The sequence below is a fragment of the Kribbella sp. NPDC055110 genome, from assembly GCF_053607525.1.
Genome location: NZ_JBSGTS010000010.1, coordinates 254,298 through 279,978 on the forward strand (window position 1 = coordinate 254,298; position 25,681 = coordinate 279,978).

Annotated in this window: 28 protein-coding genes; 14 read left to right on the plus strand and 14 right to left on the minus strand. The window is 68.3% G+C overall.

The window, feature by feature from the left end; genetic code table 11:
* Positions 1–98 precede the first annotated feature (98 nt).
* Positions 99–761, plus strand: coding sequence for a prolyl oligopeptidase family serine peptidase (locus ACWF0M_RS18765; protein WP_452236932.1), 663 nt, complete (start codon positions 99–101; stop codon positions 759–761).
* Here the strand turns inward: ACWF0M_RS18765 and ACWF0M_RS18770 are convergent.
* Both ACWF0M_RS18770 and ACWF0M_RS18775 read right to left on the minus strand, forming a co-directional pair.
* Positions 745–1,629, minus strand: a complete 885-nt coding sequence (locus ACWF0M_RS18770) for a serine protein kinase RIO (RefSeq protein ID WP_452236933.1) — start codon at positions 1,627–1,629, stop codon at positions 745–747. The two genes, ACWF0M_RS18765 and ACWF0M_RS18770, sit on opposite strands and share 17 nt — an antisense overlap.
* Before the next feature lie 148 nt (positions 1,630–1,777).
* Positions 1,778–2,491: a putative quinol monooxygenase gene (locus tag ACWF0M_RS18775; protein ID WP_452236934.1), complete on the minus strand. Its 714-nt coding sequence runs from the start codon at positions 2,489–2,491 to the stop codon at positions 1,778–1,780.
* A gap of 166 nt (positions 2,492–2,657) precedes the next feature.
* On the opposite strand from ACWF0M_RS18775, the gene ACWF0M_RS18780 reads away from it, so the two are divergent.
* Positions 2,658–3,449, plus strand: a complete 792-nt coding sequence (locus tag ACWF0M_RS18780; RefSeq protein ID WP_452236935.1) for a sigma-70 family RNA polymerase sigma factor — start codon at positions 2,658–2,660, stop codon at positions 3,447–3,449.
* A 19-nt stretch (positions 3,450–3,468) separates the two neighbouring features.
* A complete protein-coding gene (locus ACWF0M_RS18785) occupies positions 3,469–4,332 on the plus strand; it encodes a hypothetical protein (RefSeq protein ID WP_452236936.1) in 864 nt (287 codons plus the stop codon).
* On the opposite strand, the gene ACWF0M_RS18790 is transcribed toward ACWF0M_RS18785, so the two are convergent.
* The gene (locus ACWF0M_RS18790; protein ID WP_452236937.1) at positions 4,333–4,971 is read right to left on the minus strand and encodes a hypothetical protein; all 639 of its coding nucleotides are present in this window, start codon (positions 4,969–4,971) and stop codon (positions 4,333–4,335) included.
* Positions 4,972–5,126: 155 nt separating this feature from the next.
* On the opposite strand from ACWF0M_RS18790, the gene ACWF0M_RS18795 reads away from it, so the two are divergent.
* A complete protein-coding gene (locus ACWF0M_RS18795; RefSeq protein WP_452236938.1) occupies positions 5,127–7,217 on the plus strand; it encodes a thiamine pyrophosphate-dependent enzyme in 2,091 nt (696 codons plus the stop codon).
* On the opposite strand, the gene ACWF0M_RS18800 is transcribed toward ACWF0M_RS18795, so the two are convergent.
* Positions 7,210–7,686 (minus strand): DnaJ family domain-containing protein, encoded by a 477-nt coding sequence (locus ACWF0M_RS18800; RefSeq protein ID WP_452236939.1) that lies wholly within the window; start codon positions 7,684–7,686, stop codon positions 7,210–7,212. The genes ACWF0M_RS18795 and ACWF0M_RS18800 overlap by 8 nt on opposite strands.
* Positions 7,687–7,773: 87 nt before the next feature.
* Here ACWF0M_RS18800 and ACWF0M_RS18805 point away from each other — a divergent pair, with 87 nt between their 5' ends.
* The 3 genes from ACWF0M_RS18805 to ACWF0M_RS18815 all read left to right on the plus strand — a co-directional run bounded on the left by ACWF0M_RS18805 (position 7,774) and on the right by ACWF0M_RS18815 (position 11,362).
* Entirely contained in the window at positions 7,774–8,370 is a 597-nt protein-coding gene (locus ACWF0M_RS18805; RefSeq protein WP_452236940.1) for a hypothetical protein, read from the plus strand.
* 47 nt (positions 8,371–8,417) lie between these two features.
* Complete coding sequence (locus tag ACWF0M_RS18810) at positions 8,418–9,962, plus strand: aldehyde dehydrogenase family protein (protein WP_452236941.1); 1,545 nt, start codon at positions 8,418–8,420, stop codon at positions 9,960–9,962.
* A gap of 239 nt (positions 9,963–10,201) precedes the next feature.
* Positions 10,202–11,362: an NAD(P)/FAD-dependent oxidoreductase gene (locus tag ACWF0M_RS18815; RefSeq protein ID WP_452236942.1), complete on the plus strand. Its 1,161-nt coding sequence runs from the start codon at positions 10,202–10,204 to the stop codon at positions 11,360–11,362.
* Here the strand turns inward: ACWF0M_RS18815 and ACWF0M_RS18820 are convergent.
* The 6 genes from ACWF0M_RS18820 to ACWF0M_RS18845 all read right to left on the minus strand — a co-directional run bounded on the left by ACWF0M_RS18820 (position 11,359) and on the right by ACWF0M_RS18845 (position 16,113).
* Entirely contained in the window at positions 11,359–12,102 is a 744-nt protein-coding gene (locus ACWF0M_RS18820) for an SDR family NAD(P)-dependent oxidoreductase (protein WP_452236943.1), read from the minus strand. The genes ACWF0M_RS18815 and ACWF0M_RS18820 overlap by 4 nt on opposite strands.
* Positions 12,099–12,578, minus strand: coding sequence for an SRPBCC family protein (locus tag ACWF0M_RS18825; RefSeq protein ID WP_452236944.1), 480 nt, complete (start codon positions 12,576–12,578; stop codon positions 12,099–12,101). The genes ACWF0M_RS18820 and ACWF0M_RS18825 overlap by 4 nt, the downstream gene beginning before the upstream one ends.
* A complete protein-coding gene (locus ACWF0M_RS18830) occupies positions 12,575–12,889 on the minus strand; it encodes an ArsR/SmtB family transcription factor (RefSeq protein ID WP_452236945.1) in 315 nt (104 codons plus the stop codon). The genes ACWF0M_RS18825 and ACWF0M_RS18830 overlap by 4 nt, the downstream gene beginning before the upstream one ends.
* A gap of 65 nt (positions 12,890–12,954) precedes the next feature.
* Positions 12,955–13,599 (minus strand): hypothetical protein, encoded by a 645-nt coding sequence (locus ACWF0M_RS18835; RefSeq protein WP_452236946.1) that lies wholly within the window; start codon positions 13,597–13,599, stop codon positions 12,955–12,957.
* Positions 13,600–13,771: 172 nt separating this feature from the next.
* Positions 13,772–15,109 (minus strand): aromatic amino acid lyase, encoded by a 1,338-nt coding sequence (locus tag ACWF0M_RS18840; RefSeq protein ID WP_452236947.1) that lies wholly within the window; start codon positions 15,107–15,109, stop codon positions 13,772–13,774.
* Complete coding sequence (locus tag ACWF0M_RS18845; RefSeq protein ID WP_452236948.1) at positions 15,109–16,113, minus strand: ornithine cyclodeaminase family protein; 1,005 nt, start codon at positions 16,111–16,113, stop codon at positions 15,109–15,111. Before ACWF0M_RS18845 ends, ACWF0M_RS18840 begins: the two co-directional genes overlap by 1 nt.
* A gap of 158 nt (positions 16,114–16,271) precedes the next feature.
* Between ACWF0M_RS18845 and ACWF0M_RS18850 the strand changes: the two genes are divergently transcribed.
* Complete coding sequence (locus tag ACWF0M_RS18850; protein ID WP_452236949.1) at positions 16,272–16,979, plus strand: YqeB family protein; 708 nt, start codon at positions 16,272–16,274, stop codon at positions 16,977–16,979.
* 37 nt (positions 16,980–17,016) lie between these two features.
* On the opposite strand, the gene ACWF0M_RS18855 is transcribed toward ACWF0M_RS18850, so the two are convergent.
* From ACWF0M_RS18855 to ACWF0M_RS18865, 3 genes are all read right to left on the minus strand, one after another.
* Entirely contained in the window at positions 17,017–17,394 is a 378-nt protein-coding gene (locus ACWF0M_RS18855) for a pilus assembly protein CpaE (protein WP_452236967.1), read from the minus strand.
* A gap of 95 nt (positions 17,395–17,489) precedes the next feature.
* Complete coding sequence (locus ACWF0M_RS18860) at positions 17,490–17,858, minus strand: hypothetical protein (protein WP_452236950.1); 369 nt, start codon at positions 17,856–17,858, stop codon at positions 17,490–17,492.
* Positions 17,859–17,876: 18 nt separating this feature from the next.
* Positions 17,877–18,596: a M15 family metallopeptidase gene (locus tag ACWF0M_RS18865; protein WP_452236951.1), complete on the minus strand. Its 720-nt coding sequence runs from the start codon at positions 18,594–18,596 to the stop codon at positions 17,877–17,879.
* A 176-nt stretch (positions 18,597–18,772) separates the two neighbouring features.
* Here ACWF0M_RS18865 and ACWF0M_RS18870 point away from each other — a divergent pair, with 176 nt between their 5' ends.
* The gene (locus ACWF0M_RS18870; protein WP_452236952.1) at positions 18,773–20,131 is read left to right on the plus strand and encodes a sensor histidine kinase; all 1,359 of its coding nucleotides are present in this window, start codon (positions 18,773–18,775) and stop codon (positions 20,129–20,131) included.
* Entirely contained in the window at positions 20,110–20,880 is a 771-nt protein-coding gene (locus tag ACWF0M_RS18875; protein ID WP_452236953.1) for a response regulator, read from the plus strand. Before ACWF0M_RS18870 ends, ACWF0M_RS18875 begins: the two co-directional genes overlap by 22 nt.
* 204 nt (positions 20,881–21,084) lie before the next feature.
* Here the strand turns inward: ACWF0M_RS18875 and ACWF0M_RS18880 are convergent, their stop codons facing one another.
* Positions 21,085–21,447: an MmcQ/YjbR family DNA-binding protein gene (locus ACWF0M_RS18880; RefSeq protein ID WP_452236954.1), complete on the minus strand. Its 363-nt coding sequence runs from the start codon at positions 21,445–21,447 to the stop codon at positions 21,085–21,087.
* Positions 21,448–21,490: 43 nt separating this feature from the next.
* On the opposite strand from ACWF0M_RS18880, the gene ACWF0M_RS18885 reads away from it, so the two are divergent.
* From ACWF0M_RS18885 to ACWF0M_RS18900, 4 genes are all read left to right on the plus strand, one after another.
* Positions 21,491–22,567 (plus strand): alpha/beta hydrolase, encoded by a 1,077-nt coding sequence (locus ACWF0M_RS18885; RefSeq protein ID WP_452236955.1) that lies wholly within the window; start codon positions 21,491–21,493, stop codon positions 22,565–22,567.
* Positions 22,527–23,273, plus strand: coding sequence for an esterase family protein (locus ACWF0M_RS18890; RefSeq protein WP_452236956.1), 747 nt, complete (start codon positions 22,527–22,529; stop codon positions 23,271–23,273). The genes ACWF0M_RS18885 and ACWF0M_RS18890 overlap by 41 nt, the downstream gene beginning before the upstream one ends.
* A 117-nt stretch (positions 23,274–23,390) precedes the next feature.
* Positions 23,391–24,626: an ATP-grasp domain-containing protein gene (locus tag ACWF0M_RS18895; protein WP_452236957.1), complete on the plus strand. Its 1,236-nt coding sequence runs from the start codon at positions 23,391–23,393 to the stop codon at positions 24,624–24,626.
* A gap of 4 nt (positions 24,627–24,630) precedes the next feature.
* On the plus strand, positions 24,631–25,497 hold the full coding sequence (locus tag ACWF0M_RS18900) for an amidohydrolase family protein (RefSeq protein WP_452236958.1): 867 nt from the start codon (positions 24,631–24,633) through the stop codon (positions 25,495–25,497).
* Positions 25,498–25,681: the final 184 nt, after the last annotated feature.

Consider the following 25,681-nt stretch of genomic DNA (forward strand, 5'->3'; position numbering starts at 1 on the left):
CACACCAATCCCGCCGACTACGTAGGCCTCACACACTCGGGTCTGCCGCAGCAGTCCGGCGTACCAGGGGTCCAGATCGACGGGTACTTCCCGGACAAGTGCGTACGACGCAGCTCGCGCGAGCCGCTCGCGCCACGGTGTCGCAGTACTACGGTCACCCGACGCGCGAGGTGATCGCCGCGGGGATCTCCAACGGCGGCTACCTGGTCCGTTGGCAACTCGAGAACCACCCGGAGCTCTTCACCCGCGGCGTGGACCTGGACGGCACGCTGTGGACGGCCGACGGGCCGAACCTCTTCACGTACTTGCCTCAGGCAATCAAAGGGTACGAGCACCACAACCCGGCGGCGATCGTCGCGGCGGGTTTCGACCCGCGCTCGGACTTCCTCTGGGACTACCACTACACGGTCTACTGGAAGCTGACCCAGCGCATCTACGCCGCCGAACTGGACCCGACGTACACCGGGAGCGAAGCCGACTACGACTACGCTCAACGACCGGAAGCCCGCAAGGCCATCAGAAGGATCGCCCTCACCGGCAACATCCGTAAGCCACTAATCACGATCCACGGCACGTACGACAGCCTGCTTCCGATCGCTCAGGACTCAGATGTGTACGCCGAGATGGCGAAGCACACCGGCCTGCACACGTACCAGCGGGTCGAGGCAGGTAATCATGTCGACGGCCTCGTCGACACCTACCCCGACCAGCTGGTCCCGCTCGTCCCCCTGTTGCAGCGGGCGATCAGAACACCATGGTGAGGAGGTCGGCGAACAGTTCCTGCTCGTCGATCTCCAGCCCGCGGTTCGTGAACCACGCGGCCATGTTGTGGCAGTCGCGCAGCAGGAAGTCCATGCCCTTCGGGTTGCCGACGATGTCGACCACCTGGGGCAGGTCGATCATCACGATCCGCTCCCCCTGGGCGAGGACGTTGTACGGCGAGAGGTCGCCGTGCGCCAGCCCGGCCCGGGCCAGTTCACGCATCCCGTCGCGGAGTTGCTCGAAGTACTGACCGAGCAGCTCCTTCGACGGCCGGACCTGGGCCAGCCGCGGCGCGGCGCCGCCCGCACCGTCGTCGATGAACTCCATCAGCAACTCGATGCCGTCGATCTGCACCGGATACGGCACCGGGACGCCGGCTTTCCACAGCCGGTTGAGGGCCTCCCACTCGGCGTAGGCCCAGCCGCCGGCCGCGACGCTGCGCCCGTGCGCCGTCTTCTTCGCCATCGCCCGGCTGTCGCGGCTGTTGCGGGTACGGCGACCTTCGACGTACGACGTACTGCGGTGGAAGGACCGGTGCTCCTCGGTGCGGTACCGCTTCGCGGCCAGCAGGGAGGATTTCGCCGGGTTGTCGCCGATGGCTTCGACGGCCCGTTCGACCAGGAAGACGTCGGCTTCCTTACCGGTTTTGAGGACGCCGAGCTCGGTGTCGATCGCCGCCTGTTCCGTCACAACCCACGAGGGGCGTGGTTCCGGGCCGCGAGAACCGCGCTCGACGTCCAGCCAGGTGGACCATCGCTGATCCGGGCCCAGTTGCTCGTCGACGGAGTGGAACTTGAAGACGAAGGCATCGGCCGGATCCGGTTCGAGATCTGAGTAGTCAGGTGAGAATTCGTACTCGGTAGACAACTGGTGTGCTCCTGAACAAAGAAGGTGAACTGACGCGGACATGCCGCAGCACAGTGATGGCCATCCGTCAGCCCTCCTTAGTCCAGGCAGCGTTCGCCGCCGCTCGGTCAACCCAGGATGCCCGCCCGATTCGGGCCTCGCAACGTATTTACCGGAACTGCGATCGCGCGGTCGGCCGCAGGCGGAGATCCTGGGCCGGCTTCGCTGAGCGGCAGACCAGTTCGGGCAGCACCCGCTGCAGCCAGACCTGCGACTCGGCGAGCCGCCGGAGATGGTCCTCGTACGCCGTGTCGTCGGCGAACCGCGCGAACCAGGCCAGCACCACTTCGTCCCGCAACGGCAACCCCGGAAAGTTGTTCTCGGCAACCAGGCTCTCGAGTACGGCGACCGGCTCCGCACCGGTCGCGGTGAGCACGGGCACGACGTGATCGGTGAAGAACTCGACGAACCCGTCGTCCTCGGTCGCACGGTGGTAGACCGCACCACCGATCACCGAACTCGCCGTTTCGTCCGGCCGCGGCGCGTCGAGGGCGGGGTAGCCGGCCCCGAGGCGCACCGGCTTCAGCAGCAAGGCGTTGTCCGAGTCGATCATCGTCGCGTTCGCCGCCGCGGCGTGCGCACGCCAGACCGGACCGTAGTAGAACGCGTTCAGCGCGTCCGCCCGCGACGGCAGGTCGCGGAACCCGCGGATCCAGACGAACCGATCCGGATCGTCCAGATCGCGGAACTGACCGGCGACATGCATTCCGGTCTCGTCCTGCCCCTCGACGAAATGCGTGTCGAAGAGCGAGATGAGGGTGTCTCGTTGTCCGGGCTGCAGTGTGTACTGGCGCAGGTCGACGACGGCGCAACACTCGTTCATGAGTGTGAGCAAACCATCGAAACCTGACAGTTACTGTCAGGCGACATGCGTTTCAAGCACCCGTAACAGTCGGGTACTTGCAAGCGCCGTCCGAGTTTGATCTGGTGGAGCCAGTGGTTCAGCCCCTGCCACCCAGCATGTACGACGACACGACGAGGTATCTCCCGTGACGATCGCAACTGCAGAACGCACCAAACAGACCATCGCGGACGCCACCCACGAGCTGCTGCTCGAGGCGGACGGCGTCCCGGACCCCCGGCACCAGGCGTGCCTCGACGAAGTCGTACTCCTGAACGCACCGGTGGCGAGATCGATCGCCTCGCGGTACCGCAGCAAGGGCGTCGACGCCGACGACCTCGAGCAGGTCGCGTACCTCGGCCTGGTGAAGGCCGCCAACGGCTACCGCCTGGAGGCGTCGACGGCGTTCCTGTCGTACGCCGTACCGACGATCCGCGGTGAGCTGAAGCGGTACTTCCGGGACTGCGCCTGGACGATCCGGCCGCCGCGCCGGGTCCAGGAGATGCAAGGCAGCATCGCCGCCGCGGAACCCGAGCTGATCCAGCGGCTCGGTCACGTGCCGAGCGACGAGGAGACCGCAGCGGCGCTCGGCACCGATCCGTCCGAGATCGCCGAGGCCACATCGGTGCGCGGCTGTTTCAGCACACTGTCGCTGGACGCGCCCGGTACGTCGGACGGCGGGACGAGCCTGATGGAAACGGTCGCCGACGCCGAGGGCGGCTACGACCTGGTCGAGAACGTGCACACCCTGACGCCGGCGGTCGCGAACCTCGGCGAGCGGGACAAGCGCATCCTCCAGCTCCGGTTCGGCAACGGCTTCACGCAGGAGGAGATCGGCGCCGAGCTCGGCGTCAGCCAGATGCAGGTCTCCCGCCTGCTCCGCGGCATCCTCGAAACCCTCCGCACCGACCTGGCCGAACAACGAGGCCCTACCGGCTGATTCAGGTAGCGTCGCCTTCGTGGACTTCGAGGAGGCGGCCGATGCGGTCTATGCGGCGCCGGCGGCCGACTTCATTGCTACTCGCAACCAGCTGGCCAAGCAGCTGAAGGCGGGTGGCGACGCGCTGGGGTCGACCCGGCTGAAGGCGCTGCGCAAGCCGACGGTCGCGGCCTGGATCGCGAACCTGGTCGCCCGCAAGCTGCCCGACGAGCTCGACGACCTGCTCGCGCTCGGCGACGAGTTCCGGGAGGCGACCGCCGACCTCGACGGCGAGCGGCTGCGGGACCTGACGCCGAAGCGCCACCGGCTCCTGGACAAGCTGTCCAAGGAAGCCGCACGGCTGGCCGCCGACGAAGGCCAGAAGGTCAGCCCGGACGTCGGCCAGAAGCTGCGCGAGACGCTGGACGCAGCGCTGGTGGATCCGGCTGCGGGCGACGCCGTACGCGAGGGCCGGTTGAGCAGCGCGCTGCGGCACGTCGGCTTCGGCGTCGTCGACGAGAACGGCGAGCCGTCCAACGTCACCCCGCTCACCGACGAGCGCCGCCAGGCGGCCCGCGACCGCCGGAACGCCCAGCGAGCCGAAACTGCGACCGCCGAGGAAGAGCGCGACGCCGCCCAGCGCAAGCAGGCGGAGCAGGACGAACGCGAGGCGGCGGAGCGCGCCGTGGCCAAGCAGGCGTTCGAGGAGGCTGTCGCGGCCGCCCAGGCAGCCGAGGCGAAGGTCGAGGACCTGGACACCCAGCTCGACAACGCCCGCGAAGCCCTCGCCGAGGCCCAGGCCCGGGTGCACAGCGTCGGCGCCGAACTCGACGAGGCCCGCCGAGCCGCCCGCGACGCCCAGAAGGAAAGCCGCGAGGCGCGGAAGCGCTACAACCGGCTGTAGCTACTGGAGTAAGTAGCGACCGGGGTTGGCGGGGGCGCCGGCGTCGAGCCAGCGGTGGAAGCCGTCGGGATTGCGGCGTTCGAATTCGTCCAGGCAGATCCGGCGGACCTCGGCGACGGCCTGGCGGTCGCGCAGGTCGGCACCCTGGGTGAGCTGCGTGGCGGTCTCGGACCAGACCCCGCAGAGCTCCTCGATGGACAGCGGGCACTGCAGCGACGCGATCAGCTGCTCGTCCTCCGCGATCTGCGTCTCGCTCAGGCGCACCAGCCTGCGCTGCTTGCGCGACGGCCGCAGACGCGGGGCCCGATCGGGTACGACGAGGTCGATCAGCACGAACAATGCGGCCAGGATCAGGGCCGTCACCGCGCCCAGTGCACCCCACGCGAGCAACCGCACCAGCCCCGGCAGGCACAACACCGCGACGGCCGCAGCAGCCGCGACCAGTGCCGCCGACCCGTACGGCGCGTCGTCCGTCACGTGCCGGACCACCGTAGCCAGCGGCCACACCAGAACGAACACCACGACCAGCAGGATCGTCGCGGCGAGCGGACCGAGCAGCAGGACACCGGCGAGCGCGCCCGCTGTCCCGACTCCGAGACCGGCCGCGATCCCCACCCGCCGTACCCAGGAAAGCTGCATCACCAAGGCTCACTCACCGTCACCACACCCCACAGAGTCCCCTTCCTATCTAGAACGAACAACCCCCAAGCGCGGTTCCCCCTGACCAGGGGAGTGACCTGTTCAACTCGTGGGCGGAGCTGTGCTCGGCGGGGTGATCCCGGATCATGGATGAAATGAGGACCTTCGCCGAACGCGTCCGCGGCCTCGCCCCGGCCCCGTGGGAGCACGACGCAGAGCTGCTCCGCGGCCTGTACGACGCTCAGCTCGGCAGCCGGCACGCGGACCTCGCGGCCCGCTGGATGCAGTCCCAGGGCACCGGTTTCTACACGATCGGCTCGGCCGGTCACGAGGGCAACGCGGCCGTCGCCGCCGCCCTGCAGCCGACCGACCCGGCCCTCTTGCACTACCGGTCCGGTGCGTTCTACCTGACCCGCGCCGCCCAGTGCGGCTCGAAGGAGGGCCTGCGCGACATCCTGCTCGGCGTCGCGGCGGCGACCACCGAGCCGATCGCGGGCGGGCGGCACAAGGTCTTCGGCCGGCACGAGCTGTCGGTGATCCCGCAGACGTCGACGATCGCCTCGCACCTGCCGCGGGCGATGGGCGTGGCGTTCTCGATGAACCGGTCGGCGAAGCTCGGCGTACCGTCCCCGTGGCCGTCCGACGCGATCGTGGTGACCAGCTTCGGCGACGCGTCCGCGAACCACTCGACCGCGACCGGCGCGATCAACGCCGCCCTGCACGCGTCGTACCAGGGCCTGCCGATGCCGTTGCTGCTCGTCTGCGAGGACAACGGGATCGGGATCAGCGTGCGGACGCCGGACGGCTGGATCCGGCAGGCGTACGGTTCGCGCCCCGGCCTGCGGTACTTCGACGCGGACGGCACCGACCTCGACGCGGCGCTGTCGATGGCGACCGAGGCAGCCACGTTCGTACGCCGGAACCGGCGCCCGGCGTTCCTGCGCTTGCGCACAGTGCGCCTGCTCGGCCACGCGGGCTCCGACGTCGAGGCGGCGTACCGGTCGCCCGCGGAGCTGGCCGCGGACGAGGAGCTCGACCCGCTGCTCGGTACGGCGCGCTACCTGCTCGGAGCCGGCTACACCGCCGACGAGATCATCGAGCTGTACGACGAGAAGCACGCCGAGGCGTTCCGGATCGCGGCCGAGGTCGCGGGCCTCCCGCAACTCACCTCACCCGAAGCCGTCGCCGCGCCCTTGCGTTTCCCTTCGCCGGAGGCCGTCGCCGGGGCATTGCCGCAGCGCACACCCTCCATCGAGCCGTTGACGCTCAGCCAGTCGATCAACCGCGCGCTGAGCGACGTACTGGCGTCCTACCCGGAGGCGATGGTCTTCGGTGAGGACGTCGGCCGGAAGGGTGGCGTGTACGGCGTGACGCGCGGACTGCAGAAGGCGTTCGGGCCGCCGCGGGTCTTCGACACGTTGCTCGACGAGCAGTCGATCCTCGGACTCGCACTCGGCGCCGGCGTCTCGGGCCTGTTGCCGATTCCCGAGATCCAGTACCTCGCCTACCTGCACAACGCCGAGGACCAGCTCCGCGGCGAGGCGGCGTCGCTGAAGTTCTTCTCGCAGGAGCAGTACGCGAACCCGATGGTGCTGCGGATCGCCGGCTACGGGTACCAGAAGGGCTTCGGCGGCCACTTCCACAACGACGACGCGATCGGCGTACTGCGGGATATTCCGGGGATCGTGATCGCGTCACCGTCGCGTCCGGACGACGCGGCCGCGATGCTGCACGCATGTACGGCGGCGGCTCGGTCGTCCGGCACTGTCAGCGTGTTCCTCGAGCCGATCGCGCTCTACCACCGGCGGGACCTGTACGAGGACGGCGACGAGCAGTGGCTGGCGCCGTACCCCGACGAACCGGTGGCGATCGGGCGAGGCCGGACGTACGGCGACGGCACCGAGCTGACGATCGTCACGTTCGGGAACGGCGTACCGATGAGCCTGCGGGTGGCGGCCCGCGTCCCCGGGGTCCGGGTGTTCGACCTGCGCTGGCTGGCGCCGCTGCCCGTCGAGGATCTGTTGCGCGAGGCAACCATCACCGGACGGGTGCTGGTCGCCGACGAGACCCGCCGGTCCGGCGGGGTGTCCGAGGGCGTCCTGGCCACGCTGATCGACCACGGGTACGCCGGGCGAATGGCCCGGGTGACGAGCTACGACTCGTACGTCCCGCTCGGCGCGGCCGCGCACGACGTACTGCTGAGCGAACAGACCATCGAGAAGGCGGCCCGCGAACTGCTCAGCTGAAGAGGCGCTGCCAGAGGGACTTCTTTCGCGGGCGGTGCTCCTCGGTGGGCACTGGACGTGGTCCGCGCGACGGACGTTCCATCCGCCACTGGGCGATCACCACGTCCTCGTCCACCGGTCCCGTCGGCACGACCGGTCCGGTGGTGTCGCGGATGCTGAGCCGGATCCGCTTGTTCAGGTCGGCCAGGTACTCGCGGACCTCGGACTCGCGCCGCATCCCGCGAACCTTCTCGTGGACCTGCTGCTTCTCCTTGCGCAGCAGGACGGCCGGTGGCAGCAACGCCTCGGTCTCGACGTCCTCGCGACGGATGAAGTCCTTCACCCACCAGTCGGGGTCGTGCTGCTCCGCCAGCTTCAGTGGTTTGCCGGCTCCGGGCAGGTCGTCGAACTCGCCCTGGTTCTGCGCGAGCTTGATCTGCGACTCGACCCATTCCTGGTTACTCATACCCGGTGGTCTGCGCTTGGTCATGGCCACACCTCGCCTGTCATCGTCGACAGCTGTTCGGTACGAGCAGAATACTGGCTTGTGAATGGAATCACAAGGCATACTCGAGAGGTGCAGCCTCAAGAGGTGCAGTTGACCGACGAAGAGATCGCGACGATGACCCCGCAGCAGCGGCGGGAGCTGATCCTGCGGCTCGCGCCGCGTCCCGCCGGGCTGCCGTCCCGGCGGACGATCGACCGGATCCGCAAGTGGCGGACGGTCCTGATGCTGGTCTGCGCGGTCGCCCTGATCCCGTGGACCGTGTACCTGGCCGTCACCCTGCCCAACCACTACGTCGCCCGGAACTGGGTCGCGACCTGGGTCGGGTTCGACATCCTGCTGCTCACGATGCTGATCCTGACCGCGCTGGCCGGCTGGAAGCGCAAGCAGTTCGTGTTCCCGACCGCGTTCGCGTCCGGCGTCCTGCTGATCTGCGACGCCTGGTTCGACGTGATGACCAGCCACCGCGGCAGCGACCTCACCCAGGCCCTGCTCAGCGCGCTCCTGGTCGAACTGCCACTGGCCGTCCTCCTGATCGCCGGCCCACTCCGCCTCCTCCGGTACGTCGCGATCCGGCACGGCATGATCCACCCCGACTCCCGCCTGTGGCGCATGCCGATCCCGATCCCGGACCTCTACCCCGACCACAAGGTGCCGCCGACCTCATAGTGTGGGAGGCCCACTATGAGGGAAGCTCACTATGAGGAGGTAGCCGTATGGCCGGTGAGGTGCTGTCCGTTGTCGGTGGCGAACGAGTGGCGGAAGCGGTACGGCGTACTCCGTCGACCAACCCGGCGCAGCTGAGTGATGTCGTCGGGACGGTTGGTAGCGCCGGGCCGGAGGTGTTCGTCCGGGCCGCCTCAGGTGCACAGTCGGCGCAGGCCGCGTGGGCGGCGACACCGGCGCCGCAGCGCGGGCAGGTGATCTCGAATGTTGGCCGGCTGATGACTGCCAACAAGGAGCGGCTCGCTGCGCTCGTCACGCGGGAGATCGGGAAGCCTCTGGGTGAGGCGCTCGGCGAGGTGCAGGAGATCATCGACACCTGCGACTTCTTCCTCGGTGAGGGCCGCCGGCTGTACGGGCAGACCGTGCCGTCGGAGATGCCGGACAAGCAGCTGTTCACGTTCCGCCGACCGGTCGGCACCGTCGCGGTGATCACCGCCGGGAACTTCCCGGTCGCGGTCCCGTCCTGGTACATCGTCCCGGCGCTGCTCTGCGGCAACACGGTCGTCTGGAAGCCGGCGGAGTACTCCGCTGTCGTCTCGGACGCGTTCTACGAGATCTTCGCGCATTCCGGCGTACCGGCCGGGGTTTTCAACGTGGTGTACGCCGACGGGCCGGACACGTTCGACGGTCTCGAGCAGGCGTTGGAGGCCGGGCTGATCAACAAGGTCGGATTCACCGGATCGAGCGCGGTCGGCACCCGGATCGGCGAGTTGTGCGGTCGCCACCTGCAGACGCCGTGCCTGGAACTCGGCGGCAAGAACCCGATGGTGATCACCGAGGACGCGGAGCTGGACCTGGCCGTCGAGGGCGCGTTGTTCTCCGGCTTCGGTACGGCGGGACAACGGTGCACGTCCTTGGGTACGGCGATCGTGCACCGGTCCGTGTACGACGAGTTCCTGGACCGGTTCGCGGCCGCTGTCGGCGCGGCCGCGATGGGTGATCCGACGCAGGACGTGCTGTTCGGGCCGTTGCTGGACGAGAAGTTCGCGGCCGGGTTCGAGAAGTCGCTGGGGTGGATCGCGACGCACCACCGGGTGATCGGCCGGACCGGCCGGGTCACGGCGGACAACCCGCGGGCCGGGTTCGTCGGCGATCCGGCAGGCGGGTTGTTCTACCACCCGACGATCGTGGCCGACGTCCGCGCTGACGACGAACTGTTCCTGAACGAGACGTTCGGGCCGGTCGTCGGCGTCACGCCGTACTCGACGCTCGACGAGGCGATTGCTCTGGGCAACAAGTCCGGATACGGGCTGTCCAGCTCGATCTACACGACCGACCCGAACAAGGCGTTCCGCTTCGCGCAGGGGATCTCGGCGGGGATGGTGAGCGTCAACAACTCGACCTCCGGCGCGGAGGCGCACCTGCCGTTCGGCGGCAACGGCAAGTCCGGCAACGGCTCCCGCCAGAGCGGCATCTGGGTCCTCGACCAGTTCACCCGCTGGCAATCCATGAACTGGGACTACTCAGGCAAACTCCAGAAGGCCCAAATGGACACCAAACCAGTCGAAGCCGATCTGTCCTACCAACTCCCCTAACCAACACGCCCGCGACCGCGGCGCAGGCTAGGCGCGGGGCCGCGCCGCGATCTGGCGCACTTTGTGCACCAGATCCGCACGTCGACCGTCCGCCGCGACGGATCCCGTGCACAAAGTGGTCCCGTCCGGCTGGCCCCCGCGACTTTGGGCACGGGTCAACCGGTTTGGGGGTTGGTTTCTGGTTGACCGGTGCTCAAAGTGGTCCAACCGGCGGGGGACGATCTACCTGGAGGAGGTTGATGGTGGCTGAGGTTGCGGGTGTGGTGATTGTCGGGGGTGGGGTGATGGGGGTGAGCATCGCCTTTCATCTGGCTGAGGCCGGGGTGCGGGATGTGGTGTTGCTGGAGATGAATGCGCTCGGGTCGGGTTCGACTTGTAAGGCGGCGGGTGGAGTACGGGCGAACTTCTCGGACGAGGTGAACATCGCACTCGGTGCGCGCAGTCTGGAGGCTTTTGCGCGGTTCGGGGAGCGGCCCGGTCAGGAGATCGATCTGCACCGGGTCGGGTATCTGTTCCTGCTGGAAAATGCTGAGCAGGTCGAGCATTTCCGTGAGAGCACCGCACTGCAGAACAGGTTGCAGCAGACCGCGGACCTTCCGACGCGGATGATCTCCGTCGACGAGGCGGTCGCGCTGGCGCCGATCGTTGCGGCGGACGGGCTGGCCGGCGCGTGCTTCTCGCCGAGCGCGGGACATTGCACGCCGGAGTCCGTCGTACTGGGGTATGCATCGGCCGCCCGGCGACTCGGGGCGCGACTGATCACCGGCTGCGAGGTACTCGGGATCGATGCGGTGGGCAACCAACTGACGACGGTGCGAACGAACCGCGGAGAGATTCGGACCGGGACGGTGATTTGTGCGGCAGGTGCTTGGTCCGCGCAGGTCGGCGCGATGGCCGGGGTCGAGCTTCCGGTGGTTCCGTTGCGGCGGCAGATCGTTGTCACCGAGGAGATCCCGGGACTACCCGACGGCCTGCCGATGACGATCGACTTCGGTACGACGTTCTACTTCCACCGCGAAGGCCCCGGGCTTCTCGTCGGCATGTCCGATCCCGACGAGGAGCCCGGCTTCCACCTGAACCGCACGGACACGTGGATCCCCCACCTGACCGAGGCGATGGCACGACGAGCACCCTCGCTCCTTGACGTCGGGCTGACCGGCGGCTGGGCCGGCCTGTACGAGGTAACCCCCGACCACAACGCCCTGATCGGCGAGGCCGACGGCATCGAGCGATTCCTTTATGCAACAGGGTTCTCGGGCCATGGATTCCTGCAAGGCCCAGCCGTCGGCGAGGTGATCCGCGACCTCTACCTCGGCCAGGAACCGTTCGTCGACGTCAGTCCGTTGGACGCACGCCGGTTCCAGTCGTCGAGTCGTCGGGCCGAGCTCAACATCGTCTAGTTGACGGTGGCACCGGCGGTCAGGTTGATGGCGGTGCCGGTGATGGAGGCGGCTCGGTCGGAGGCGGCGAAGGTGGCTATCGCGGCTACGTCGGCCAGGGTCGCGGCGCGGTTGAGCATCGTCTGGGCGGCGGTGTGCTCGGCGATCTCGCGACGGAAGTCCTCCGGGTACGTGTCCGGGTTCGACTCCGGTACGCCGTTGGTCTGCAACGTGATCACCCGGATGCCGTGCGGGCCGAGCTCGCGCGCCAGGCTGCGCCGCAGCGCCTCGACAGCACCGAACCCGACCTGGAACGCGCCGAGGTTCGCCGCCGGGTCGCCGTACCCGCCGAAGGTCAGGATCACGCCGGATCCCTGCTCGACCATCCGCCGGGCGGCCGCGCGGGACGTGAGGTAGAAGGTGCGCAGCATGTTGTGCACCGGCTCCTCGACGTCGGCGAGGGACATGTCGATCAGCGGCGTACCGAAGTACTGCGGGTGGCCGATCAGGTTGAACGAGATGTCGATCCGGCCGACCGCGGCGGCGTGGTCGTCGACCGATCGTTCGTCGAGTGCGTCGACGACCGCGATCTCGGCCTTGCCGCCCGCGGCGCGGATGTCGTCCGCGACCCGCTCGAGGCGTTCCGCCGTACGGCCGGCCAGGTGGACGGTCGCGCCCTCGGCGGCGAACCCCTTCGCGACCACGGCGCCGATCGGTCCGGCCGCGCCGTACACGATCGCCTGCTTGTCGTTGAGCATCATGGGTTGGCCTCCTTGGCCAGTTCGGTGACGAGGGCGTCGAGTTGTCGCATCGAGGCGCGGATACCGTGCTCCATGCCGCCGTCGACGTACTGGTCGCGGTCCTCGACCGCGAAGAACACGGTGTTCTGCGTCAGGGTGGTGATCCCGTCGGCCTCGTCGAAGGTGATCAGATTCAGGTAGACGGTCCCGGGTGCATGGTCGAACTCGTACGTCTGCACGATCCGGTCCGGCGTCGGCTCCCCGTGGTACAGCCCGTGGAACGCGTAGCCCTTCCCGTCGGCGTCGTAGTGCGTCCACCGCCAGCGACCGCCGTGCTGAGGGTCGAGCTGGTTCACCACCAGCTCGAGCCCGGGCGGTCCCAGCCAGCGCTTCACCAGGTCGGGCTCGGTGTACGCGCGGAACAGCAGCTCCCGCGGCGCCCGGAACTCCCGGATGATCACAACCTGCGGCACGCCCGGCTCCGCGATGATCTTCACGACTCCTCCTTCAGATCGTCGAGCAGATCGTCGAGACGATCGAAGCTCTCCGTCCAGTAGGCGCGGTAGTCCATCAACCAGCCGACGGCGGTCCGGAGCGGTTCGGCCTCAAGATGGCTGAGCCGGGCCGTCGCCCGTTGCGAGCGGCTGATCAGCCCGGCGTTCTCGAGCACCTTGAGGTGTTTGGAGACGGCCGGCTGCGACATGCTGTACGGCGCCGCGAGCTCGGCGACCGTCGCGTCCCCGTGCTTGAGCTGGGTGAGGATCGCCCGGCGGGTCGGGTCGGCGAGCGCCGCGAAGACTCCGGTCAAATTGTCTTCATAACCAAATGGTTTCAGAACCATATGGTTAAGGATGGGTGCGGATCACTCCGCTGTCAACCAGGCGTCTGCTGCCATCTGGACGGATCACACCAGGCCGGGTCGATGCCGCGCTCGATGCAGTACTGCCGGAGGATCTCTTCCCGCGTCGACGGCCGGCTGGTCGGACGCGACGGCGTCGTGGTCGTGCTGGTGGTCGTGCGCGTCGGCTTGGGCGTCGATGTGGTCCGCTCGGTGGTCCTGGTCGCGGTCGGCTTCCGGGTCGGTCGCTGGGTCGGCCGGGGTGTCGGACCTTTGCTCGGCGCCACGATCGTCTGCGGCACGAGCGGCGGCGTGGACGTCGTCCGCGGTACGGCGGGACTCGTCGAGCCGGCCGTGGGACTCGGGGACGGCGACTCCTCGACGAACTTCACCGCGACCGAGTCGTCCGATCCGCCACCGAACAGGCCGATCGTTGACAACGCCCACAGGTTGACCCCGGCGAACACGATCAGCGCCGCGGCCGCGGCGTACACGACCCGGCGGGACGGAGCGCCGTACTGACCGATCGGGCCGTGGACCGGCTTGCCCCTGCCGTCGACCCAGAACCGCCAGCCCTCCGGAGCCGGCGGCCAGGCCGGATCCGGGCGCCAGGTCTTCGGCGGGACCCAGCTGCGCCGCGGCGGAGACGGCCAGCTCGGCGGCACCACGAACCGCTTCAAGAGAACTCCTCCAGTCACCGACGCCGATCCCCCGCACCAGGCCAACGACACAGACCCCACGCAGGCTACTTGCGGCTTCGCCACGACCTGCGTGTCGGCTCGCTTTTTCGATCAACCCCCGCGCGAGACCCGCGGCCCGACCCCGCCCACACACATCGAGCAGGACAGCCGGTTAAACCACCTGGGTGAGGAGTCTGGTCAGGTCCTCGCCGAACGGGCGGTCGGCCTCGATCGGAGGTACGACGGCGTCGACCGCCTGCATGATGTCGTGAAGACCTGGTGGGATCTCGCGGGTCGAGAGCGCGAAGGCCTGCCGTACGGCGAGCAGCTCGCAGGCGCTCGTCTCGCGGGTCAGGCGGATCGCTTCGCCGAGGTTCCCGACCGCTTCCCAGGAGAACGTCTGCACATCCTCCTGACCATTGGACGTCTCCGCCGTACTGATTGCTGTGGGCAACGTCAGGCGGCGGAGCTGGTGGGTCGTCGCGACCGCCCGCTTGTGGACGGCGACCAGACCGGCCTGCGGGCCTGGTTCGCGGGCGAGTTGGGCGGTGAGGCCTGTGACGTTGGGGTCCAGCAGGCGGTGCAACCGCGCCGCCGACACCTCGGCGGCATGCGCCAGCGCGGTTGTGAGGTGATCGCAGTACGCGGCGAGGTCGATCCCGTGAAAGCCGGCGGTGCCGACGAACTCGCCGTCGAGGTACGCCGGGGAGTCCGTCACGCCCGTGAACGCCCGGTCGATCGCGTCGTCCAACTGCTGCAAGGTTCGCCGGACGTGCGCGTTCACGTGCCCCGCGACGCGGAACGAGACCGGGGCCTGCAAGCTCCGCGGCTCCGGCTCGGGACCTGCCAACTCGCGAAGCCTGGCGAACTCAGCCCCTAGTACGTCGTCCCCACGTGCTGCGAGCGGTTCGTACGGGTCGCGGTTGGCGCCGACGACTGCGATCACCCCGGCTGCGATGACGCTGAGCTGATCCGCTAGCCGGTGCGCTCTGGTTGCGTGGAGGGCGGCTCGGCCGGTGGCGCCGGGGATGCCGGCCAGCAAGGCGATGCCTTCCTTGGGGCCGGGATCCAGGGAGGCGAAGGCATGTGCGAGCGGGATGATCTCGCCTGCGGAGCCGGCACCTTCGGCGGGGATGTTCGGGAGCGGGCCGTTGTTGATGAGGGCAACCAACTGGTGGATCAGTTCGACCGAGACGGCTGCGTCGCCGGTGAGGAACGTCTTCAGACGGCCGATGAGGACGGCGCGGACTTCGGCAGGTGGGAGCCAAGGCGGGCCGCCGACGGCTCTGCCTAGTAGGAGGTTGCGTTGGTGGACGCGCTGCTCGTCCTCCGTCAGGCGGACCTTGCTCAGGTTGCCCATGCCGGTGTTGACGCCGTACACAGGCGCGCCGGAGCGGAGGGTGTCGAGGGCAGCTGCGCGGGTCGCGGCCAGGCGGTCAAGGAGGGCAGGTGCCAGCTCGATCGGCTCCGCGCTGGCCGGATCCAGCTCGCTGGGTTCGTTGACGATCATCAATGGAACCGGAGCATGGTGCCGGTGTCGGTGGCTTCGGCTCGGCGGAGGATCAGGTGGGCGATCGCGACGTCCAGCAGAGACAGGCCGCGGTGCCAGAAGAGGTTGCGTTCGGCATCGTTCTCGCGGCCGGGTCGGCGGCCCGCGACGATCTCGCCGATCTCGGCGTACAGCGTCTCCGGCGACAGCCGCCCGCTGTCCACGTGCCGCCGCAGCGACCCGAACCGCCCGGACTGCGCCTCGCGCCAGTCGTCCACGACCACCTTGTCGATCACGTCGAGCAGATCGAGCTCGACCGCCGAGACCGTCCCGTACGGTACGACGAACGCGCCCGGCCGGACCGCCGCCGTCCGCAGCAGCGGCTCGGGCTCGGTCAGACGGGTGGCCTCCACGAGTACGTCGGCGCCGTCGAACGCCTCCTCCGCGGTCGCGCACACCCGGACCGGCGTGGTCAGTTCCGCGGAGAGCTCCGCGGCGAACTTCTCCCGGGACTCCGGCCGCCGTGACGTCACCCGGATCTCGTCGAGGTCGAGGAGATCGTCGAGCATCGTCACGTTCCACCACGCCGTACCGCGGGCGCCGGCGTGCGCGAGGATCTTGCTGTCACGGCGGGCCAGGTGGCGGGCGCCGACCGTCGTCATCGCGCCGGTACGTGCCGCGGTGATCATCGTCGCGTCCAGGACCGCGAGAGGTACGCCGGTCGTCGGGTCGAACAGGGTCGCCATCGCGAGCTCGCTGGGCAGACCCTTCTGGTAGTTCGGGACGAAGTCGCCGACCACCTTCACGCCGCTGATCCCGTGCTCACCGAGGCCGTCGAGGTGCCCACGGAGGACGTTGAAGTGGCCGATCCCGCCGTTGTTCGGCATCAGGTGCATCCGCGGCTCGAAGCTCGTCCGGCCCTCGCCGTGCTCGCGGACCGCGTCCTCCACGGCATCCACGATCTCCAGCCGGGTCAGCCCCAACCCGTCGATGTCCGGACCGCTGAGAAACCGTAGCCAGATCACGTGACGACCGTACCTACCGACAGGAGGTGTCCCGTTCCGGGGCCCATCGGGTGGACCTCGTGAGCGTGAACGAGGCGTCTACGTAGATCTGTACGTCCTGTTCTTAGGTCCCCACAGTCGATACCAAAGTCACAGCAGTCCGCGCCTACTTTTGGGGCATGGGGTCTACGACTGCGGATCGCACGGTGATCGGCCACTCGGCCGCCGACAAGACGGTGCTGTTCGGCGGGTTGCCGCTGGCCGGGCTGGTGCTCGGGTTCTTCCTGCCGCGGATCGCCGACTGGGCGTCCGGGCGGGACTGGGTGCCGTTCCAGGGTCCGCTGAGGCTGATCGCCGCGTGGGACAGCTGGTGGGTCGTGGTGATCTGCGGGGCCGTCGGGCTCGTGGGCGGCGTACTGCTGGCCGGGATCGCGCTCGACGACACGTTGAAGGTGACGATCACCAGCCAGTCGGTCGAGTTCGGTAAGAACCAGAAGACCGTGACCGTGCCGCGGGTGAAGGTCGCGGTGGCGTTCCTGGACGGGAAGGAGATCGTCCTCCAGGACGCGACGTCCCGCGAGCTGGCCCGGAAGAAGCACGACCAGCTGAAGTCCGAGGCGAAGCAGATCCCGGTGGCGTTCCGTGCCCACGGCTACCCGTGGTCGGATTCCGGTGACCCGCACGAGTCCGAGTTCCGCCGCTGGGTCGAGGGCGACCCGGATCTCTCGCCGGCCGCCAACGCGCTCCTCAGAGCCCGCTCCAAGGCCTTCGACCAGGGCGACAAGGGCAAGGCCGACCTACGCGAGCTCCGCTCCGAAGTCATCAACCTCGGCTACACGGTAAAAGACAAAGAAAAGAAGCAGTACTGGCGCCCCACCACCGGGTAGGAGATGGGGTGGGTCCCGCGGGGCCGGGCTCGTGGCGCTAGGCGCCCAGTAGGTGGATGACGGCGTCGGCGTACGCCTGTTCGGCGTCGGCGGAGGTGTGGGTGCCGGTGGTGAGGGTTACCCGGTAGCCGTCCGGGGTGGCTTCGAGGGACTGGAAGTGCGAGCCGAGGAGAGCGCGGAGCTGCTCCTCGCGCGGGAGCCAGATGACTTCGCGTTGCTCGATGCTGTCCAGGGCCCACTCGGTGGTGCCGTTGAAGCCGATCACCTTGCTGCCCTGGTAGTCGTGCACCTCGACGGTCATGTCGCTCACCACGAACACGTCGTCGTCCATGTCCCGGTCCGGTACGGCGAAACGATCCCCGGCCGCCGGTGCCCACAGCACCCCGGCCTTGCGCAGTCGTCCGGCCTGCTCCATCGTGATCACCCCTCCATCCTCCCCACGGCACGCAAACTCCGCAGGTCCACGCGAGCCGCTACCACCGAGATGCGGCTCGCGCGGGGATTTCCGGGTCAGCGCCCGAGGGCGGTGCGGAGCTCTTCGGCGCGGTGCGCGATGCGGTCGCGGCACTCGGTGGTGAGCGGCAGGTCGATCAGCGCGGTCGCCTGCAGGTGGCTGAGGCCGAACTCGTCGCGCAGACGTCGTACGGCGGTTGCACGGTCCGCGGAAGCCCGCAGTACCGCTGCTACCTCGTCGCGACGCTCGAACGCGGCCAGTACGCCGTCGTAGATCTCCAGCTGCGTATGTGCGGACCGATCCGGCTCAGCGGTGGTGCGCTCGGTCCTGTCGCCGGTCCGGATCACCTGGCGCCACAGGGCGGGTACGGCGAGCCGGGCGCGGGTGTAGCGCCGGGTCAGGGGCTGTGCGTAGGTCATGGTCATCTCGGTTTCCCCCTTGTATCAATCTGCCTTGGCCACCGCGTGCGGTTCCCGCGGCGGGCACTTCGTGCCGGGCGTTGTGAGCGCCTCGAAGTGCCAGGGTTCGTTGTCGTACCGGCGGCACACGCCGTACCGCCAGCCGTTCTTGTTCAGCCACGTCATGGCGGCCGCCGGACCGATGTCCACGGCCTTGCCCTGCACGTGGGCGGAGTACTTCGGCGGCAGCACCCAGCGCGTCGCCAGCTTGTACGACCCGTACTTCTTGATCGCCGCGTTCAGCAGCCGCTGCTGCTTCGCCGCGCTGCGCCGGGCGGACGTGATGCTGATCGTGACACCGTCGGCCTTCGCGGCCGCGATCGCCTTCGCCAGCCGTGACTTCAGCTTCGGCGACAGGCCCTCGATGCTCTCCTCACGAGAGACCGGCACCGGCTGCTGGGTCTCTTTCTGGGTCGGCTTCTTGGAGGGAGTCGTCGTGGTCGCGGGAGGAGTGGACGGGGTCTTCGTCGTACGCCGGGACGGCGTCGGGGTCACCCGCAGCGTGGTGGGCGGTGCGCCGATCGCAGGCGCGCCGACGGTCGAGACCACCGGCTCCTTGTCCGCACCGAGGCCGAGCACCTCGCCGACCTGCGCGTGCCACAGCAGCAGCGCTCCGACGACGGAACCGACCCCGACCACACCGATCACGGACAGCAACCGCGTCCGCCCCGTATTGCTGGGGCGCGGCGGCAGCTCGTGACTCATGGGGTACAGCCTCTCGGATCCGGGTGGGCGGCGCATCGGTCCCAGGGACCGTTCTCACGTCCCATCAGTAGCCCCTGAGTATCAGTTCGGACGCCGAGCCTCCTCCAAAAGTTGGAGAGCCTGCCCCTCCGGGCAGATGAAGCTTTGGCAAACACACCCTGACTACGCTGGGCGACATGATGAGTGTCTGGCGCCGATTGTCGCAGGGGCAGCAGGACGTGCTGCTCGCCGCGGTCATCGGGCTGGTCTGGTTCGTCGTACTGAACCTCATCAACGGCACCGGTCTGCGCCCGCACAACCCGGCCGTCTCGGTCGTCACGGGCGTCTTCCTGGTCGCCACGGTCGCCCTCGTACGCCGGATCCCGCGCACGATGCTCCTGATCGTCTCGGTGCTGTACCCGTTCCTGTACGCCGCGGCGGGCACCGGCCTGGCGGCGCAACTCGGTCTCACGATGTTCGGTCAGCCCGAGATCAGCGATGCGGCGCTGCAGTCGGAGATCCACCTGGTCCCGCTGCTCGTCGTCGGGTACCTGGCGGCGTCGGCCGGCGTACGACGGTTCACGTGTCTGTTCTTCACGATGGGCAGCCTGGCCGGGTTGATGATCGGGCTGCCGACCGTGGTCGCGATCGTCCTCAGCCACGTCAATCGCGACATTCTGCGCGGCGATCGGTACCAGAGCCTGCCGCGGAACGTGCCGAGCCTGTACTCGTACATCGACGTGTCGCTGTTCGTGTTCGCGGAGGCACTGATCTGCGGGATGGTGCTGCTCGGCGCGGACGCTCGCCGGCGCCGGAAGTCGGTGGCCCTGCTCGAGCAGCGCAACGCCGAACTGGTCCGGCTCCGCGCGGTCGAGGCGGAGCGGGCCGCGGTGGCGGAGCGGACCCGGATCGCCCGCGACCTGCACGACGTGATCTCGCACCACGTGAGCGCGGTCGTGATCCGGGCGCAGGCGGCGGACCGGGTGGCCGACCAGCGCCCCGAAGTACTGCGAGAGGCGATCCGCTGGATCATTGCCAGCGGCAAGGAAGCGCTGACCGCGATGCGGGAGACAGTGCGCGTATTGAACACCGCGTCGCCGCAGATCGCCGGCGACACCGGATCCGGCGGCGGGACCGCGCCGGTGCCCGACCTGGCCGACGTGGCGCGGATGGGTGAGCGGCTGAAGGCGGTCGGGATCGACGTGACGATGGAACTGCCGCCGCGGCAGCGCCAGCTCACCTCGGCGACCGACCTCACCGCGGTGCGGATCATCCAGGAGGCGCTGACAAACGTGATGGTGCACGCCAAGGCGAGCGCGGCGCGGGTCACCTGGCAGAGTGGACCGCAGGGCGAGCTGCTGACCATCGACGACAACGGGAACGGCGGACCGCCGCCGGTGAACGTGCTGGAGACCGCGCGCCGCAAGGAAAGCGGCCGCGGCAACGGACTGATCGGGATGCGGGAACGGGCGACAGCGGTCGGCGGCACCCTCGCCGTCGCGGCCGGCCCCCTCGGTGGATGGAGAGTGCAAGCATGGTTACCCCCGCAGAACTGACCGGAGTGGACACTGGCCCGATCCGGATCCTCGTGGCCGACGACCAGGGGGTGATCCGGATGGGGCTGGCGATGATCCTGGACCACGAGCCGGACCTGACCACGGTCGCCCAGGCCGAGAACGGCGAGGAGGCGCTCCGGCTGATCGCGCTGCACGACCCGGACGTGGTCCTGATGGACATCCGGATGCCGGTGATGGACGGGCTGGTCGCCACCGAGCGGATCACGACCGCCAACCGGGAGGCCGGCCGGGCACGTCCCGCCGTACTGGTGCTGACGACGTTCGACGACGAGGCGTACGTGCTGGCCGCCGTCCGCGCGGGAGCGTCCGGGTTCCTGTTGAAGGACACCGATCCGGATCTCCTGGTCTCCGCCGTACGCGCGGTGCACCGCGGCGACTCGCTCGTCGACCCGGTCTCGACGCGCGTACTGCTCGAGCGCTGCATGGAGCTGGAGCGTCAGGTCGACGGCGGTACGGCGACCAGCGCGCCGGCGCAACCGGATGCGCGGTGGGCCGGGCTACTGTCGCACCTGAGCGAACGGGAGCGCGAGATCCTGGTCTGGATGGCCCGCGGCCTGTCGAACCGGGACCTCGCGACCAAGCTGTTCGTCAGCGAGACCACGATCAAGACCCACGTGAGCTCGGTGCTGTCGAAGCTCGGCCTGTCCAGCCGCGTCCAGGCCGTCGTGGTCGCCTACGAAGCCGGCGTCGTCCGACCGGGCGAAGCCGATGTGCGCTGGGAGTCCTAGGTAAAGAGCACGATCCCGACCGCCACGAGGGCTACCAGAATCACGACAGTTACGGCTTGGCTCAGCACCGACGCCTTCTGGCGCCGGGGTAGGAAGTCCCCAGTCATGTTTCAAGAGTTGCTCGCGAAATGTCGCCACCCATCGGCCGTCAGGATGGTTCCGGTCTACTACCTGAGGATGACCCGGTTGCCTCGGGCCCCTACGTCAGTCGCCGAAGTACTCCCTGCGGACCTTCTTCGGGACGCACATCGACCAGGCGTCGAGGACCAGCTCGCGGAGTTCGTCGTACTCGACGGCCGCCAGGTTGAGCTCGATCCACTGGAAGCGTTCGTCCGACGGGCGCGGCGGGAGGAACTTGTCCGGCTCGGCGGCGAGCGCGGCGGCGCGTTCCTCGCGCGGGAAGCCGAGGCCGATGGTCTGCTCGTCGGCCGCGACCGCGAGATAGACGATCTGGCCGACGCGGAACTTGATCCGGTCCCGGACCAGTACCTCGTAGCTACGCGGGAGGTCCGCGGTGATTTCGCGGATATCGGTGAGATCGACCACCTTCCCACGATAGAACGCCATCACTGACAGCCTTTGTCAGTGTTTACGTCGCTACGGTAGTTGGATGCCTGAAAACGTGAGCGCGGTCGAGGGAGCCGAGGTGGTGTTCCGCCTCGGTGACGCCACGCATGCGTTCAACGGCGTCCGGTTGTGGCAGGAGCTGGGCCTCCCGGCGGAGCTGCTCGAGTTCAAACCGGTCGACTACGGCTGGGAGCTGCGGCTTCCGCGACCGTCGGTGCACCGGATGGAGTACCTGTTCGACATTGCCGACCTCGGCACGCGGACCGATCCGACCAACCCACGGACCGTCGACGGAGCATTCGGGCACCATTCCTGGCTGCCGCTGCCGGGGTACGTCGAGCCCGCCTGGCTCACCGTGCAGCCGATCCCGTCGACGCTCATCTCGGTGGCCGTCGAGTCTCCCGTCGGGCCGGTCGACGTCCAGGTGTGGGCGCCGGACGGGATCGCGCCGGGCTTCGAGTTGCCGTTGCTGCTGTCCCACGACGGTCCCGAGTTCGCCTCGTACGCCGGTCTGACGCACTACGCCGGCGCGATGATCTCTTCCGGCTCGCTGCCCCCGTTCCGGTTGGCGCTGATCCGGCCGACGTCGCGGAACCTCTGGTACGCCGCGAACCCGCAGTACGCCCTGTCCTTGACGCAGTACGTCGTGCCGGCCGTGCAGACGCAGTACCGGAGCCGACGGCCCGTGATGATGGGGGCCAGCCTGGGCGCGCTCGCGGCGCTGCATGCGGAATGGAACTTTCCGAACACGTTTTCCGGGCTGTTCCTGCAGTCCGGGTCGTTCTTCACGCCGGAGACCGACCCGCAGGAGTCGAAGTTCGAGTTCTACGCCGAGGTGACCGGGTTCGTGGCGCAGGTGCTGGCGGCAACCACGGCACCGAGTACGCCGCCGGTCGGGATCACCGCGGGGACGACCGAGGAAAACGTGCACAACAACCGGGTGATGGCCGCGCGGCTCACCGAACTCGGGCTGGAAGTGGCTCTGGACGAAACTCCGGACATGCACAACTTCACAGCCTGGCGGGATGTACTGGATCCTGATCTGACGGAGCTACTGCGACGGACCTGGGGTGGGGCTGATGGAACGGGAGCAGGTCGAGTTGGAGGCGCCGGGGCTTGACCGCCGCGGAACGCTGATCCGGTACGGTCATTTCGGCCGCCCGGTGCTGGTCTTTCCGAGCGAGCAGGGACGCGCCTGGGACTACGAGAACAACGGCATGGTCGACGCGGTCGCCTCGCTCATCGAGGCCGGCCGGGTCAAGTTGTACTGCGTGGACTCCTACGACCACGTCAGCTGGTCGGACCGGAGCATCCAGTTGGAGGACCGGGCGCGCCGGCACGAGCTGTATGAGTCCTGGATCGTGAACCAGGTGGTGCCAACGATCGGGTCGGACTCACCGGGGGTCAGCGACATCATCACGACCGGCTGCAGCCTCGGCGCGTTCCATGCGCTGAACTTCGCATTCAAACGGGCCGACCTGTTCCCGGTCGCGATCTGCCAGTCGGGCAACTACGACGCGGCCAGCTGGCACGCGTGGGGCGAGCGCGGTAACGCGACGTACTTCAACAATCCTGCCGACTATCTCCCGAACCTGTCCGGCGACCACCTCGAGTGGTTGCGCGGCAGGCTGTTCATCCTGCTCACGGTCGGCCAGGGTGACTGGGAGACGAACCCGACCGGCTCCCTGCCCTCGGCCCGCGCGACCGCTGCCCTGCTGGAGAAGAAGGGGATCCCGCATGAACTCGACCTCTGGGGGTACGACGTAGCCCACGACTGGCCCTGGTGGCGCCAACAAATCGCCCACCACCTACCCCGCTTCTGCTGATGACACCCACCACGTCTTCCGCTGAGGACACCCACCTCGTCTTCTACTGAGGACACCCACCTCGTCTTCTTTCCTTCCTTCCCTTCCTTCCCTTTCCACCGATCTGTAGGAGAACTCGTGGCTGATCGTTCGCGTCATCTGATCGGGTTGTTGCTGGGTGCCGAGGAGGACTGGCCGCAGGCGTTCGAGGCCTTGCTGCAGCGGGTCGGGCCGGTGACGATCGACGGGCACGAGCACGAGTTCGGGTCCCGGCGGCTCACCATCGAGCCGTTCGACCTGAACGACCCGGTGCGCGTCGGGCTCGTGATCGACCGGCTCGCGTACTGGTACTACCACCCGCGCGAGTGGCTGAAGAAGGCCGCGCTGATGAACGGCACATACCTGCTGAACTCCCCGTTCACGTTCCAGTCCATGGAGAAGCACTCGGCGTACTGCGCGATGCTCCGCCTCGGCCTGAAGATCCCCCGGACCGTGCTCGTGCCGTACAAGAACCCGGTCGACAACGTGCGCTGGGCGTACACGTCGGCGACGTACAACCGCCCGTTCGATCTGGACGCGATCGCCGACGACCTCGGGTACCCGCTCTACATGAAGCCGTTCGACGGTGGCGGCTGGCGGGGCGTGTCCCGGATCAACAACCCCGACGACCTGCACCGCGCGTACGACGAGTCCGGCGAGATGCTGATGCACCTGCAGGCCACCATCGAGTACGACAAGTTCGCGCGGGCGCTGTCGATCGGCGCGGAGACCATGGTGATGGACTTCCGTCCGGACGAGCCGATGCACAACCGGTACGCCGTCTCGCACGACTTCCTCAGCCCGGCCGCCGGCCACGAGGCGGTCGCGATCAGCCGGATCGTGAACGCGTTCTTCGGCTGGGAGTTCAACTCCTGCGAGATGCTGGTCAAGGGCGACTCGGTACACCCGATCGACTACGCCAACGCCTGCCCGGACGTCGCGGTCACCTCACTGCACTACTACTTCCCGTGGGCACTGAGCGCGCTCGTGAAGTGGTCGGTCTTCTGCCTCGCCACCGGCCGGCGATCGTCCGTGGACCTGCACACGGAGCGGTACTTCGAGATCGCGGACGACCCGTCCTTGGACTACGACGCCAAGCTGAACGCGTACCTGGCCCTCGCGGACGAGCACTTCGAAACCACGAAGTACCACGAGTGGTGCGCCGCACACCTGGGCGATTTCGACCTCCGAGTTCGGGACTGGGTAGCCGGACCCGACTTCGCGCGCATACTCCAGGAGACCGTAGTCGCGACGTACCCTCCGCACGAACAAGACAAGTTCATGGCCCACTTCAAGGGCCTCACCGACCTCTGGGTAGCCGATCAGGCAGGCTAGAGGCGTGCGTGATGCGGATGTGCCGACCTGGTGGCGGCGACTCGGGCTCGACGGACTGGTGGACGTGCATGTGCATTTCCTGCCGGACCGGGTGATGAACGCGGTCTGGGCGTACTTCGACCAGGCCTCCGACCACTACGGGACCGAGTGGCCGATCACCTACCGAACCTCGGTCGAGGAGCGGCTGAAAACGCTGGATTCGTTGGGGGTGCGGGCGTTTCCGGCGCTGGTCTATCCACACAAGCCGGGCATGGCCGCCTCGTTGAACGCGTGGGCGCGGGACTTCGCGGCTGTGACACCAGGCTGCGTCTCCAGCGGGACGTTCTTTCCCGAGCCCGCCGCGGCTGCTTACGTGCGATCGGCGCTCGAGTTGGGCACCCGCATCTTCAAGGTCCACCTCCAGGTCGGCGGCTACGACCCCCGCTCCGGCGAACTCGACGACGTGTGGGGCCAACTGGCCGAAGCCGCCGTACCGGTCGTCATCCACTGCGGCTCCGGCCCGATCCCCGGCCGGCACACCGGTCCCGGGCCGATGGGCGAGGTCCTGCGACGGCATCCCCGTTTGACTGCGGTCATCGCCCACCTCGGAATGCCGGAGTACGCCGAGCATCTCGCGCTCACGTCGTACCCGAACGTGCACCTCGACACAACGATGGCCCTGACGCCCTTCACCGAGTCCCTGATGCCCTTCCCCCGCGACCTCGTCCCCCGCCTCGCCGACCTCCAGGACCGCATCGTCCTGGGCTCCGACTTCCCCAACATCCCCTACGAGTACGCCGTCCAACTCGCGTCACTGGATGCGCTCGACCTGGGCGACGCCTGGCTACGCGCAGTCTGCCGGGAGAACGGCGCCCGCCTACTCGGTTTGTGATTTGTTGCCTTAGGCAATATCCACAGAGCGTTGGGGTTGTGGATAACGAATCTCCTTGAAAATAAGGGGATCCGGCTTTGAAAACTGTCGGTGGGGGTGTCTAGGCTCTTATGCATGGACAGGCCGCCTGAGTTGATGAGCGACGCCGAACTGGCGCACGCTCTCGACCAGGCCGACACCGACC

Coding starts and splice junctions, on each gene's coding strand:
- ACWF0M_RS18880 (WP_452236954.1), bottom strand. CDS start 21,447: ATGGCGTTCTATCGTGGGAAGGTGGTCGATCTCACCGATATCCGCGAA.
- ACWF0M_RS18855 (WP_452236967.1), bottom strand. CDS start 17,394: ATGGAGCAGGCCGGACGACTGCGCAAGGCCGGGGTGCTGTGGGCACCG.
- ACWF0M_RS18860 (WP_452236950.1), bottom strand. CDS start 17,858: ATGACCATGACCTACGCACAGCCCCTGACCCGGCGCTACACCCGCGCC.
- ACWF0M_RS18775 (WP_452236934.1), bottom strand. CDS start 2,491: ATGAACGAGTGTTGCGCCGTCGTCGACCTGCGCCAGTACACACTGCAG.
- ACWF0M_RS18850 (WP_452236949.1), top strand. CDS start 16,272: ATGGGGTCTACGACTGCGGATCGCACGGTGATCGGCCACTCGGCCGCC.
- ACWF0M_RS18810 (WP_452236941.1), top strand. CDS start 8,418: ATGGCCGGTGAGGTGCTGTCCGTTGTCGGTGGCGAACGAGTGGCGGAA.
- ACWF0M_RS18795 (WP_452236938.1), top strand. CDS start 5,127: ATGAGGACCTTCGCCGAACGCGTCCGCGGCCTCGCCCCGGCCCCGTGG.
- ACWF0M_RS18865 (WP_452236951.1), bottom strand. CDS start 18,596: ATGAGTCACGAGCTGCCGCCGCGCCCCAGCAATACGGGGCGGACGCGG.
- ACWF0M_RS18875 (WP_452236953.1), top strand. CDS start 20,110: ATGGTTACCCCCGCAGAACTGACCGGAGTGGACACTGGCCCGATCCGG.
- ACWF0M_RS18800 (WP_452236939.1), bottom strand. CDS start 7,686: ATGACCAAGCGCAGACCACCGGGTATGAGTAACCAGGAATGGGTCGAG.
- ACWF0M_RS18815 (WP_452236942.1), top strand. CDS start 10,202: ATGGTGGCTGAGGTTGCGGGTGTGGTGATTGTCGGGGGTGGGGTGATG.
- ACWF0M_RS18820 (WP_452236943.1), bottom strand. CDS start 12,102: ATGATGCTCAACGACAAGCAGGCGATCGTGTACGGCGCGGCCGGACCG.
- ACWF0M_RS18840 (WP_452236947.1), bottom strand. CDS start 15,109: ATGATCGTCAACGAACCCAGCGAGCTGGATCCGGCCAGCGCGGAGCCG.
- ACWF0M_RS18790 (WP_452236937.1), bottom strand. CDS start 4,971: ATGCAGCTTTCCTGGGTACGGCGGGTGGGGATCGCGGCCGGTCTCGGA.
- ACWF0M_RS18890 (WP_452236956.1), top strand. CDS start 22,527: ATGGAACGGGAGCAGGTCGAGTTGGAGGCGCCGGGGCTTGACCGCCGC.
- ACWF0M_RS18870 (WP_452236952.1), top strand. CDS start 18,773: ATGATGAGTGTCTGGCGCCGATTGTCGCAGGGGCAGCAGGACGTGCTG.
- ACWF0M_RS18885 (WP_452236955.1), top strand. CDS start 21,491: ATGCCTGAAAACGTGAGCGCGGTCGAGGGAGCCGAGGTGGTGTTCCGC.